The sequence below is a fragment of the Kitasatospora sp. NPDC001159 genome (assembly GCF_053598235.1).
Map to the genome: position 1 here is coordinate 23,349 of NZ_JBSFJV010000079.1, position 12,219 is coordinate 35,567.

10 protein-coding genes and 4 pseudogenes are annotated in these 12,219 nt (G+C 67.1%); 6 read left to right on the forward strand and 8 right to left on the reverse strand.

The window, feature by feature from the left end; translation table 11 throughout:
• Positions 1-125 precede the first annotated feature (125 nt).
• Entirely contained in the window at positions 126-347 is a 222-nt protein-coding gene (locus ACWC9T_RS30750; protein ID WP_449824319.1) for a hypothetical protein, read from the forward strand.
• Positions 348-862: 515 nt separating this feature from the next.
• Here ACWC9T_RS30750 and ACWC9T_RS30755 read toward each other — a convergent pair.
• Positions 863-1,114: pseudogene (locus ACWC9T_RS30755) on the reverse strand (DJ-1/PfpI family protein); the annotation flags it as partial.
• A gap of 482 nt (positions 1,115-1,596) precedes the next feature.
• Between ACWC9T_RS30755 and ACWC9T_RS30760 the strand changes: the two are divergent.
• On the forward strand, positions 1,597-2,283 hold the full coding sequence (locus ACWC9T_RS30760; protein ID WP_449824320.1) for a tyrosine-type recombinase/integrase: 687 nt from the start codon (positions 1,597-1,599) through the stop codon (positions 2,281-2,283).
• Positions 2,284-2,548: 265 nt separating this feature from the next.
• Here ACWC9T_RS30760 and ACWC9T_RS30765 read toward each other — a convergent pair.
• Positions 2,549-2,693, reverse strand: a pseudogene (locus ACWC9T_RS30765) (serine/threonine-protein phosphatase); the annotation flags it as partial.
• Between the two features lie 173 nt (positions 2,694-2,866).
• On the opposite strand from ACWC9T_RS30765, the gene ACWC9T_RS30770 reads away from it, so the two are divergent.
• Positions 2,867-3,343: a DUF5994 family protein gene (locus ACWC9T_RS30770; protein ID WP_449824321.1), complete on the forward strand. Its 477-nt coding sequence runs from the start codon at positions 2,867-2,869 to the stop codon at positions 3,341-3,343.
• Positions 3,344-4,011: 668 nt separating this feature from the next.
• Here the strand turns inward: ACWC9T_RS30770 and ACWC9T_RS30775 are convergent.
• On the reverse strand, positions 4,012-4,146 hold the full coding sequence (locus ACWC9T_RS30775; RefSeq protein WP_449824328.1) for a hypothetical protein: 135 nt from the start codon (positions 4,144-4,146) through the stop codon (positions 4,012-4,014).
• A gap of 222 nt (positions 4,147-4,368) precedes the next feature.
• Between ACWC9T_RS30775 and ACWC9T_RS30780 the strand changes: the two are divergent.
• A pseudogene (locus tag ACWC9T_RS30780) lies at positions 4,369-4,899 on the forward strand (Hsp70 family protein); the annotation flags it as partial.
• Between the two features lie 122 nt (positions 4,900-5,021).
• On the opposite strand, the gene ACWC9T_RS30785 reads toward ACWC9T_RS30780, so the two are convergent.
• The 4 genes from ACWC9T_RS30785 to ACWC9T_RS30800 all read right to left on the reverse strand — a co-directional run bounded on the left by ACWC9T_RS30785 (position 5,022) and on the right by ACWC9T_RS30800 (position 8,740).
• A complete protein-coding gene (locus ACWC9T_RS30785; protein ID WP_449824322.1) occupies positions 5,022-5,429 on the reverse strand; it encodes a thiol-disulfide oxidoreductase DCC family protein in 408 nt (135 codons plus the stop codon).
• A 30-nt stretch (positions 5,430-5,459) separates the two neighbouring features.
• Positions 5,460-6,593 carry an HTTM domain-containing protein gene (locus ACWC9T_RS30790; protein ID WP_449824323.1) on the reverse strand — a complete coding sequence of 378 codons (1,134 nt, stop codon included), beginning with the start codon at positions 6,591-6,593 and terminating at the stop codon, positions 5,460-5,462.
• Entirely contained in the window at positions 6,583-7,329 is a 747-nt protein-coding gene (locus ACWC9T_RS30795; RefSeq protein ID WP_449824324.1) for a DUF5819 family protein, read from the reverse strand. The genes ACWC9T_RS30790 and ACWC9T_RS30795 overlap by 11 nt, the downstream gene beginning before the upstream one ends.
• A gap of 238 nt (positions 7,330-7,567) precedes the next feature.
• A complete protein-coding gene (locus tag ACWC9T_RS30800; protein WP_449824325.1) occupies positions 7,568-8,740 on the reverse strand; it encodes an ice-binding family protein in 1,173 nt (390 codons plus the stop codon).
• Between the two features lie 350 nt (positions 8,741-9,090).
• On the opposite strand from ACWC9T_RS30800, the pseudogene ACWC9T_RS30805 reads away from it, so the two are divergent.
• Both ACWC9T_RS30805 and ACWC9T_RS30810 read left to right on the forward strand, forming a co-directional pair.
• Positions 9,091-9,422: pseudogene (locus ACWC9T_RS30805) on the forward strand (transposase); the annotation flags it as partial.
• Positions 9,423-9,768: 346 nt separating this feature from the next.
• Positions 9,769-10,020 carry a hypothetical protein gene (locus ACWC9T_RS30810; RefSeq protein WP_449824329.1) on the forward strand — a complete coding sequence of 84 codons (252 nt, stop codon included), beginning with the start codon at positions 9,769-9,771 and terminating at the stop codon, positions 10,018-10,020.
• Here the strand turns inward: ACWC9T_RS30810 and ACWC9T_RS30815 are convergent.
• The gene (locus ACWC9T_RS30815) at positions 10,012-11,445 is read right to left on the reverse strand and encodes a nucleobase:cation symporter-2 family protein (protein ID WP_449824326.1); all 1,434 of its coding nucleotides are present in this window, start codon (positions 11,443-11,445) and stop codon (positions 10,012-10,014) included. The genes ACWC9T_RS30810 and ACWC9T_RS30815 overlap by 9 nt on opposite strands.
• Between the last annotated feature and the right edge of the window lie 774 nt (positions 11,446-12,219).

Here is a 12,219-nt window from a genome sequence, read left to right on the forward strand (position 1 = left end):
TTACCGGGCCGGCGAGGGCACGAAGTTGCGCACCAGGCCCCTTGGGCGGCCCTGGAGGCCGGACGGGTAGGCGGCGTGACAGGGCTCCGGTGGTGGGCCCGGGATCGAGCTTGGACAATCGGGTCATGGCAAGCCTTGAAGCGAACCCCGGAACAGTGCATCTGGCCCATGGGGCGGGCTACGTCAGCCCTGGCGTTGCGCTCGGCGAGTCGGTCGAGGGCATTGTCCGTATCGACGAGCGCGGATGGGTGCACGTTACCGAGAAGGACGGATCTCGGGTGTCGTTCCCGCCGCACGCTGTAGAACGCATCACCTGGGGCGAGCCCGCTACACCGCCACGCCTGTGAGCAGTGCCGTGGAAAGCGCAGGGGGACGTCCGGGTGCTGCCCAGCCTGTCGACCCACTCAACCGGGCGATACAGTGCCCCCCAGGTAGTGCGAGATGGTGGCTCTCCCGCCAGCGGCCTGCTACTGCGGCCACCCAGCGTGCCCCTCGGGGCGCCCCTGGCCGTCCGGCTCCCAGACATCGGCAACAACACGCACGGCACGCGTCGGCCCCGCATCGTCCCGGCCTTGCTTCAGAGCCCTGCCGACCAGGAAGTCGGCGTACTCCTGAGCGGACCCATCGAAATGGTCCGTGTACGGCAGAGCTGGCTGTGTGACCGTTTCGTTGCCCTCTGCCGAGAGCACGCGCACTCGCCATCTGTATCTCGCCATTGCGGCCTCCGTCGGATTCATGCCTCATCTCGACCGTATGACAATCGCGCCGAGGCGGCTCGGCGAGTGCCGGTGGTGACAGGTGCCTGCCAATCTCCCACCGTTCCGCCTCGTAAGGGCGAAAGGACCTGTGGCGGAGGAGTCGGCTACGCCTTGGCCTTGGCGACGACGGTCACCAAAGCCTCCGTAAAGGCGGGCAGGTCGGCCGGCTTCCGGCTGGTGATGAGCACATTCGGCCCGTCGGCGCAGATGTGGGCCTCCTCGTCGACCCAGTGGGCGCCAGCGTTGACGAGGTCGGTACGCACACTGGGCCAGGAGGTCAGAGCGCGCCCGCGTACAACGTCCGCCTCAACGACTGTCCTCGGGGCGTGACAGCCACGGGCCGCGTCGCTGCTCTGGCTTTTCACTGCTCAACTGGACTGAGGTACACATGAGTTGGAAACTTCGGACCAGCGCTCCGGCAAGGCGACCTGACGTTCCGCCAGTTCTCACTTCACACACAAGCGTCCGTTTTGACCCACCGGCGCTCATGAGCGCTCATCGCGTGCGGTCCCAAGCTGGTCCCCAAGTGGTCCCCGGGGTCATGGACCGGCCCCAGCCACGGCGAGTGACAGCAATCTGGCGGACCTTCAGCATGCGCCGTCGACAGCGGGCAGCAGCTCGCTACACATTGCCGCTGACCCTCCGGGTCGCTGCGTGCAGATCAAGGTCGACCACCCGCTGGCTACGGATTGTGTTCCGGGCGGTGTGTCGTCTTGAGCGCGTCTTCGCCGATTGGCTCTGACGTGCCTCGCGCACCGCCCCACGCGCTCTGCCGACACGCCCGACGGGACGGCGAGCCTTGGACCCGGGATCACCTGAGTCCAAGAAGGAGAAACTCATGGGACAGCGTGCGCAGCGGGGCCGCGTCTACCGGCGGTGCGGGTGCCAGGATGGGAACAGGAAGCAGCTGGGGCCGTGGTGCCCGCGGCTGGCTGGGGACATCAAGCACGGAACGTGGACGTATGCGGTCGATCTCGCGCGGGAGCCGGCCACGAGGAAGCCGCATCTCGCGCCGAACACGTACGCCGGCTACGCGACGTGTGTCGAGCGTGACCTCATCCCCGCGTTCGGCCGCCTCCGGCTGCTCGATCTGCGGCCGAAGCACATCGACGACTGGGTCACTGCCCAGCTGGAGGCCAAGCGGGGCAGGGTCACCGTCTACCGGGCCGTTTCCACCCTGCGCAACGCGCTGAATGAGAGGACCCCCTGCGCCCCAAAAAGGCAGTCCCCGCATCACTGCGGCGACCGCCTTTCCGGCCTGTACAAACGTAACGCCGGCCGAGGCAACAGGATCCAACCCTGCGAGCCCCCGCCCCCGTCACCCTATGATCTTCCCGCCGAAAGGGCGGCCATTTTTGCGATCACGAGTCGCACAGTCAGGGATCCTGCCTCACTGATCTGCATATTCGCCTCCTCGCGATCGTCCCACCGGCAACTTATCCCGACACTGTCCAGAATACTCCGCACTACGCGAATTCGAGGCCTCCATGCACATAAATCATTATTCAAAAATTCCCACGCGTGACGTTTGGCCAGAAAAGTCGCTCGAGGGATACCCTGCGCCGCACCCCACGGCGACAAGATCTATCCCGACTGAGGTGCCGCAGGGTGAGAGCCGGTGAAATTCTGGATCAGGGAAACGTCGGTGAGACGCGTGCCGATCTACGTGGCGGCAAGGCGAGGAAGCCAGCCGAGGAAGAGGACTGCTACACAGAACTGAGGTGCCCATGGCTGAATTGCATGGAGGGAGCACAGGGCCGTGGTGGACCGGTCGTAAGGATTCAGTGAGCCCCGACATCGGCGCGCCTGGCATGCCGGTAGGCGCCCAGGGCGACGGTCGTCAGGACGTCGGCGCTTCAAGCCGTGGCGCATCGCGTCGATCACGGCCAGATGCAGGATGTCATCGTTGCGGGCGTAGTCCAGGCCGTCGCCCGCATCTCGCCGAAGCGACCGCTTGCTCACCGACCGCCCCGTGCCTTGCCCCCGGAGGCCAGGGCTGTGGCCGGGTTATACGGTAGAAGAGTTCACCGCCCACGGCCTGCGGAGTGCTGCGGTGCCCCGGCGCCAGCACCAGGCCGTCCACAATGAGCCCGAGGCAGGTGTTCGACATGACCACGACCTCCGATCCCACCGCTGCCCAGCCACCGGGGCCAGAACCGCCGGTCCGGCTCTCACTGACACCCGAGGGCGCCACCCGAGGTCGGCTGGACGGGGCCTGGTGGCCGCGCTCGCACGACCTCCTGCGCGAGCTGCCCCCGCTGGCGGCAGCACTGGACCCCAAATGGGGGAGGGTCACCCGTGTCACCGTGAATCCGACGCACTGGCCGGTCATCCCACACCGGGTCCCGGTCGCAGGCCACGTCATCCACGTCGGGTGGTTCGAACAGGAACAGGACGCGGACGAGGTGGTGGTGTGCTCCTTCATCCCTCTGCGCCTGGAGCTCCTGGTGATTCCCCCCGAGGCCGAGGCCTCCGCCGCCGAGTGGCTGATGACAGCGGCGTCCGACCCGGTCAACACGCGAACCGGCACCGATCTCCTGACAGCTGCGGGTGTGCCAACCGCAGACCTACGGGCCGACGGGTGACAACGATCAGCAGCGGACGACACCATGCCGTTCGCCGCCGGCCCCGACTTCCCGCCGTCGGCACCACGGATCATGCAGGCCGGACACAGACATCGCCCGGACATGCGCCCCGCTGGAGCCAGATGAAGCCTTACTTCTCGGCGACCTCGCAGACGATGGCCGGAGCCGTCCCGCACGGATGGACGTCCGACGCAGACACCGGTGATGCGGCGCCCCCCCTGGCCGCGGCTGGTCCCGCTACTCGCGTGACCACTCGGTCTCTGCCTGGGACTCGCTGGCCGATTGCCGCCCCTCCCAGGCTCGGACGCTGATCGCCCGGGGGCCGGGAACGGGTCTGGAGAGCATGCGGACGAACACGTCCCGTAAATGGTTCGCCGTCTGCTGGGGTGACGTGTCGTATTCCAGGGGGTTCGGCATGGGAGCGCTGTCCTGCTGGGACCAGCGGCCGTCGTCGTCCTGGGTCTCGACTATCCATCGGCGGCCGTCTTCGCCCGCTACGAGCTGGACTGCGCGCCGGGCGCGGGGCGGTGAGCGCCGCCTGGCACGCCGACTGAGCGAGGGCCGACCACTGGGGAGCGGCGGCCGGGCCGCCCCGATATCCCCACGGTACTCCGCCCGCGCCGGGCCGATCCGACCGGTCAGGAGAGCCGCGGCGGGATGTCGGCGCCTCAGCGCCACTCAATCAGGAACAGGGTGGCGTCGTCGCGCGTGCGCCCGCCCCGCTTCTCCTTCAGGACGTGGGAGAGAGCGCGCACCACGAAAGCGCCAGGCAGGGCGATCGCGTACCGCAGTACGGAAGCCATGGCGAACCTCCTCACCACCGAGCGTTCGAGCCCCTCCCGCCCCACGGCGGGCGGCCCGACACTCCTACCGTATGAACAGCGCAGGCCGTCGCCCCAGCGGTCCGGCGCGGGCCCCCGCCAATGGGACTCCCGTCAGCCCTTGACACCGAGCAACTCACGTTTTACGAGTGAGGAAGAGGGGGGTTGGCCCAGGAATCCGCTCGTGCGGGAGGAGGCCCGGCGATGGCTCGCTCCGTCGGTATCGATCTGGGCACCACGAACTCCGTCGTCTGTGTCCTGGAGGGCGGCGAGCCCACCGTCATCCCCAACGCGGAAGGGGCGCGTACCACCCCGTCAGTCGTGGCGTTCGCCAAGGGCGGCGACGTGCTGGTCGGCGAAGTCGCCAAACGCCAGGCCGTCACGAACGTGGACCGCACCGCCCGTTCCGTCAAACGCCACGTGGGCGACCCGCACTGGCGCTTCCCCGACACCGGCGACGTCGAGGGAAAGCGGTACACCGCGCAGGAGATCTCCGCCCGTGTACTGCAGAAGCTCAAGCGCGACGCCGAGGCCTACCTCGGCGAAGACGTCACCGACGCCGTCGTCACCGTCCCCGCCTACTTCAACGACTCCCAGCGCACCGCCACCAAGGAAGCCGGGGAGATCGCCGGGCTGAAGGTGCTGCGCACCGTCAACGAGCCGACCGCCGCGGCCCTCGCGTACGGGCTGGACAAGGGGAGTGACCAGACGATCCTGGTCTTCGACCTCGGCGGACTCTGAGAAGCTCACCGCCATCTCCCGGAGTTCCTCGATCAAGCCGGTGCCCCAGCCCGGTCCGAGGACAGCGACCTCAAGGCACGCCCCGCGAAGGGCCAATGTGTTCGTGCCGGGGTGACTCAGGGCCGGGGCATGGCGCAGGAGACCGTCCTGCCGCGCATGTGCCGCCTGTTCTTCGCCACCAGGGCGTAGACCTGACGGGCACAGGTTCGCACGCCGGGCAGACCGGCTGCGGCGGCCGCCAGTTGGTACCGGCGGGCCGATGAGGATCCGACGAATCGAGCCAACGCGTCTGCCCCGCCCGCGCGGACCGCGCCGTTGTGAAAGAGGAGCACCTCCCGGTCCAGCCGCGCCAGGTGCGGGGCGGTGAGCCGCTCCGGCAGAACCTGCCACGGTACGGCTTCGATCTGCGGACCGGCCAGCCGGCGGATCCGATCGATCGCGACTTGGCAGAAGCCGCAGTCCCCGTCATACGCCAGCACCGGTTCTGTGCTGCCGGCCGCGCCGCTCATCTCGTCTCCGTCCACGGCTGGAACAGTTCCTCGCGCATCTTGGCCTCAGCCGGCCGATCCGGGCTGCGCCGGTACGACTGGGCTCTCCCTCTGGGATGGTTCCGCTGCTCCTGCGGCAGCTGCCCGTTGAAAGGTGCGCCGCCACAGTTGTCCCAGGAATGTGTAGAAGCGGTCCGGCAGGAATACGGCATCAGCGACGATCATGGCTCCGGAGAAGAGCGGAAGACCCATCAGAACGGCAATGCCCACGTGCATCCCGAGCAGCATTGTCAGGACGATGTACTTCAGCCTGCCGAACAGCACGAACGGGAAGGCCACCTGCAACAGCACCGTCATGTAGGTAATGACGGCGATCAGGATGGGGTGGCTGTCCACCATGAGTGACAACGCGGGCCAGGGCCGGAACAGGTCGAGGTTCATGACGTAGTGGAGGGCAGTCCCGTTTTCCCAGGAGCCGCCCTGCGCCTTGTACAAGCCTGCGGATCCGTAGACGATGCAGACCTGAGCCGCGATGACGACCATGGCACAGTTGTGCAGCACCGTGCTCAATAGCTTGCGTGTGCCCCTGAGTTGATACCGGAAGCCGGGCGCTCTCGGACCTGCCACCGAGTGCTCTGCCTTGCTTGAGGCCACGAGGCGTGTCCTCCGCGCGTCGAGGGACCAGCGGCGGCCGCAAGCAGTCAAGGAGAGGTACACGGCCATGAGGAGGATGAGGTTGTCTCCCCCGTCCGTCATGAAGATGGCCCGCGCATGGAACGAGGTCACCACGACCGCGAACAGGATCGACACCATCCTGGTCCGCCAGCCCAGGACGAACAGTACGGACGTGACGACAGCCGTCGCATAGCAGATCTCGAAGTACGCCTGACTGTCAGATAGGGTAAGAATGCTGAACCAGCCGGTCTGATCGAACAGTTGCCTCGCCAGGGCGGGCGTCCACGGCGAACCAGGACCCCAGATCTCGTCGCGGTGCGGGAACTCCCTCAGCAGGAAGGCCAGGTAGAGCAGGCCGTACCCGATGCGCAGCACTGCCGCCGCGTACAGGGACATCGGTCGATCGGTCACGGCGCTGCTGAGCGCGCCGATTCGGCGGAACATCCGTTGGCTGTCTGCGTCACCGTTCCGCAGGGCCGTGTGGCGCGGAGGGAGCGTCGGAACTGGAGCCTGCTCAGTTTCCATTGGATGCCACCTTCCACCAGGGCAGATACCTGGTGTCGACCGAGGCTGGTGCAGTCGGGCGCGGGCCGCCCGGCGTGGTGGGCGCCGCGATGGGCGTAGTAATCACCCGCAACTGGACGGCCTCATACGTAACGTTCTGATGGACGGCGAGTCGCTCCACCGCGATGTTGCGAAGGTATGTCCGCAACATCACAGCCCGCTCGGAGTGCGGCTGGTCGTCGCTTCCATACGCTTCGAGATAAGCGATCCAGGATCGACGCAGCATGTTCTGCGTTGTATGACTCGGGAAGACGTTGTGCTCGACGTCGGAGTCGTCGACGGCGGTCAGGTCGAACCAGTCACTGACCTCACGGTTACCATCCGCTGAGGTCCGCTCGGTTCTCACGGAAATCTGCCGGGTCACGGACTCCGGGTCCGGTGCGAACAGCCGCCAGTTCTGCTCGAACAACGGGAAAATCCACGCATTGAGCTGCCTGTCGTAGTACTGGGACAGTTGGTTCGAGGGAGCTACATACAGAAATACCAGAAACACGTGGACGAGGGACGTTGCCAGGCACAGAGCCACAGCGACGACCGTGGCCGCCCCCAACGGGCGCGACAGTCCTGACAGGCCGGCAAGCTGCTCGCCGGGCTCCGTGACGGACGGCTGGGCGCCCTGCACTGCGTCGACGGGGATGCTGGCGTCGGCCGGTTGGTGGCCCGCTTGTTTCGTCTTCACGGGCTCTGTGCCGCCCATCGCACGACTGGGCCCCGTCCTTACCACTGTGACTGCTCCCTCGACTCTGCATGCCTTGAGCGTCTTGGGGCGCGCGACAGGATCCATGACGATCCGCCGCGCGCCACCAGTCCTGTGTTCCTCAAGCGGGCTACCGCCTCGGGGCAGCCCCCGAAGGCCGCACGCCCGAGCCGAATTCACGCGCGAGGGCCTCTGCTCATGGCCCGCCTGTCGTGGTGCCCACCTGGCTTTGAATCAGCTACGAGTTCATGGGCTCTCCCCACTTGTCGTCGCACGGAGAACACCCGTGCTCGCCATGCTCGCCATGGTCGCCATGGTCGCCATGCTCGCCATGCTCGCCGTGGTCGCCATGCTCGCCGTGGTCGCCATGCTCGCCATGCTCGCCGTGGTCGCCATGCTCGCCGTGGTCGCCATGCTCGCCGTGGTTACCGCCCGTGGTAGCGCCGGTGATGCCACCCGTCGTGGTACTACCAGTGGTGTTGCCGGCGACCGCGCCACCCAGGACGCCGCTTGTCGTGCCACCCGTTGTCAGCACACCGCCAAGCACACCGCCCAGGAGACCGCCCGTGGTGCTGCCAGTGGTACCGGCAGTGGTGGTACCGGCAGTGGTGGTACCGGCAGTGGTGGTACCGGCAGTGGTGGTACCGGCAGTGGTACCGCCAGTGGTGCTCGCTGGGCAGCTGGGCAGGGTGATCCGGTTGGTGTCCAGCGTCACGGAGCCGTTGCGAGCCAGCGCGCGGCCATCGATGCTCGCGCTGGTGTTAAGCCCGATCGAGGTCAGTGCCAGGATGTTGCCCACGAAGGTGGTGTTGGTGCCCAGCGTGGCAGAACTTCCGATCTGCCAGTAGACGTTGCACGGCGCAGCACCGTTGATCAGGAGCACACGGCTGGCGGATGCCGTCGTCAGGGTCGATCCGACCTGGAAGACCCAGACGGCGTTGGGGTTGCCCTGCGCGTCAAGCGTGAGGGTGCCCGTGAGGTCGATCGAAGACGAGGCGGTATAGACACCCGGAACAAGCGTCAGGCCACCGAGGTCTCCAGGGGAGGTGAGGGTGACATTCGTGGCCTGGCTCGCGGCGTTGTTGTACGCCGTGGTCAGATCATTCTGGGCCTGAAGCGCGACCGCATCCGCCTGGTGAATGGCCCCGCTCACCAAACCAGGCGGAAACCCGGTGATTGACGAACCCGGGCTCACTCCGAGGTCTCCGGTGATGGCGGAGGGACCGGTGTTGGTGACCGACTGGCCACCCAGAACCGCGAAGCTGCTCGCCGTCCCCAGGGGAACGGCCGTGGCAATGGCATGAGCCGGCAGCAGCGATGTCGTGATTGCGGCAGCGACGATGAACACGACCGTCGCAACCCAAGTCGAAATTGCGCGCCAGTTAAGCGCACCAGAGATGTTCAGTGTCATCTAAAGGCCTATTTCTTTGGGGAAATATGGCAGGTTCGCGATCGTCGATCTCCGACGACCTGACACTCCCTTCCCGTCGACAGGCATCGTAGATTTCGACGACCCATCCCTCATTCTCCCAGGGAAGAGGTTCGGCTTTATATTAGCCGACATCAAAAATCTGCACGCGATCCATACGGGTGATTTACGAACGAATTGCCACTTATGATCACATAATCAAATAGATATGCTTGGCGATCGCCCTCCGCCCACTTACACCGAGTCGACAACGACCTGGGGCGCGTATTTGATTGTAATCAATCTGCGGGATTCACCCTCCTGGCGGGCCCTGGTCTGGTGGATCGTTTTGTGTGACGCGAGTGCAACTGACGGATGCAGAGTGGGAGTCCATCGAGCCGTGCCTGCCGATCGACGAGTACGGCCGTACCCGGAGCGGCTGCGGCAGCAGTTCGAGGGCGTGATCTGGCGATTCCGGACGGGCGGGCAGTAGCGGGGAGATGCCGCAGGAGTTAGGCGCCGGTCGACCGTCTCCAACCGGTTCCGGCAGTGGAGGGACGCTGGCGTCTTCGAAGCCCCGCTGGAGGGGCTGATCGCGGAAGCCGCGAAGCGGGGTGAGCTGGACTTGTCCCTGGTCAGCGTGGACTCCACCACCGTGCGGGCCCACCACGACGCCGCCGGGATGTACCAGGGCGACGTACATAGGACGCGACGGGTTCGGCGGGCGCGGCCGGGGCATCGGCCGGTGGGCCCACTCCTCAATGCGGTCGACAGCGCGCTCGGTGAGGGTGGTACTGGCGCGAGAGAGGTCCGGCCGGTTCCCGGACGGGGGTATCCGTCCGGGAACCGGCGGCCTGCGGGCCTCAGTGGTGATGGAGTCGGGCTCGCTCTCCGGACGCTCGACGGTCGTCGCCGCGCGCTCGCGGGTGGGCGCTGCGCCAATGTGCCCGCCGACCGGACGCGGCGCGGTCAGCGGTGTCCTCAGCCGATGCGACCGACCGGCGATCAGTTCTCCTGTGGAATCGAGGAGTTTGCCAGTACTGTCGGCCATCGCCTCGAACGCCAGTCCCGCCACGGCGAGCCGCCGCCTGGCCGCGGGCACCTGGCTGAATCTGCCGGTCTTTCGCGGCGGCTTCGACCTGGAGGCGGCCGAGGCGGCCTGCGCCAGGGAAGGCCGCACGGGCCAGGGCCTGCTGAGCTGCCTGGCCGCACCGGCGGACAGGTCCGTCCTGACCCGCGACAACCACTGCGGCGGGGCCCCCGACAAGGCGAGTTCAACGTGAACGACGGCCGCATCTGCACTGTCCGCCACGCGCTGCGGAGACACCGGGATACGGGGACTCCCAGAAGTAGGTATGCGATGACAGGGTGATCCGCCGCGCGCATGACGCCGAACAGCCCTCCGGCACTGGCACCGGGTCCTCCTCCGTGGCGGCGGGAGAAGCGGCCGAGGTCGCCGCGGAGCCACGGGCCGACAGCTTGAGGTGGTTGAAGAGCAGGTTGAGGGTGAAGGCGAGGATCACCGTCAGGGTGATCGGGCTGCCGAAGACGGTCTGCGCCCATGCGGGGAAGTGCTGGAAGAACACCTCGTTGCCGTATGGGTCGGTGGCGACCGCCGGTAGCAGGCCGACGCCGAGCGAGACCGCGACGATCAGCAGGTTGTGATTGCCGTTGAACTCGACCTTCCTCAGCGTCTGCACGCCGACCGCGGTGACCATCGCGAACATCACCAGGGCCGCGCCGCCGACCACCGGCTCGGGAACGGCCGCGACCAGCGCACCGGCCTTGGGCACCAGGCCCATCACCAGCAGGAAGCAGCCCGCCACCGCGACCACCCAGCGGCTGCGCACCCCCGTCATCTGCACCAGGCCGACGTTCTCCGCGTACGCGGTGTCGGGGAAGGAGTTCATGCAGCCGCCGAGCACGGCGGACAGGCCGTCGGTGGCGAGGCCGCGCGCGATGTCCGCGTCGGTCAGCTCCTTGCCGGTCATCTCGGCCACCGCGAGCATGTCCGCGGTGGACTCGGTGTAGGTCACCAGCAGCACGACGCACATCGAGACGATCGCCGCCGCGTCGAACCGGGGCGCGCCGAAGTGGAACGGCGAGGCGACGCCGAACCAACCCGCGGAGCGGACCCCGCTCAGGTCGAACAGGTGCAGCGGGATCGAGGCCAGCGTGCCGAGGGCCAGCGCCAGCAACGGCGCGAGCTGGCCCAGGAGGCCACGCAGCAGCCGGCTGAACAGCACGATCAGCGCGATCACGCCGAAGCCGAGGGCGATGTGCGACAGCTTCCCGTAGTCGGCGGCCGAGGTGTCGTGTCCGGCGATCATGCCCGCTCCCGGACCGATCAGCGAGAGCCCGATGATCATGATGACCGTGCCCGCCACCAGCGGCGGGAAGAACTCGATCATCTTCGCGAACGGTTTCGCGATGAGCAGGCCGAACACGCCGGAGACGAGCATCGCGCCGTAGACCGTCGGCAGTCCATGCCTGGCCGCGATGGTGATCATCGGACTGACCACGGTGAAGGTGGCACCGGCCACCACCGGCAGCCGGACACCGAGGACACGGGAGACGCCCACCGCCTGAATGATCGTCGCGATACCGGCGACCAGCAGGTCCGCATTGACCAGCAGGGCAATGGTGTGCAGGTCGAGCTTGAGGGCGCTGCCCACGATGAACGGGACGGCGACAGCGCCTGCGTACATGACGACAACGTGCTGGAGACCGAGGATCGCCAACCGTGGCGCGGGCGGCACCTGATCGACAGGATGGACCGGTACGGAGCCGGGCGTGGCGTTTTCGGACTCGCCGTGCGCATGCATGGGTACCTCCGGTGGTGCGTGGACAGCGCCGTTCCGGACCGGGCGCGACGGTGCGACGGTCCTGGCGGCAGGGGGATGGCGGCCAGGGCGGAGAGGGTGGGGAAAGACGTCCGGGGGCGCTGATCCCGCCTGGTGCGCGGGGGCCGGCATCCGGTTGTGGAAACTCTAGAGGCCCGGCCGGTGACCAGAGCCACTGTGTGATCCGCCATCCCGCTGGATCGGACAGCCGGACCTGGCTATAGGTTCTACCAGCACCAGACAGCCGCTCGATTAGTTGTGACAATTCGTCAAACTCTCGGAAACAAAACACTGTTCCCATGAGCAAGTAGCCCCGGCTGGCTGCCGCCTCCGCCTGCCCGTCGGGGCACGGCACAGGGGCGCGGGCACTGGAACGGACCGCCAACGTCCGCACGGGCCCTGTCGACCTGCCCCGTCCCCACGCGTCCACGCGGAACGCGATGTCCGTATCACGGAGCTCAAAGGAGGGCCCCATGTGCCTCGTCCCACGTGAGATCGACAAGCCGTACGTCCACGTGGTGGCCGATCCAGCCCACCGTCCTCGTCCTAGGGTGCGTATTTGGTTGTGATCAAGTGGCACTCCGGGTGAGGTCCTTGATCCAGATCATCGCGCCGCGTAGGTGGAGGCCGGCGAGGTAA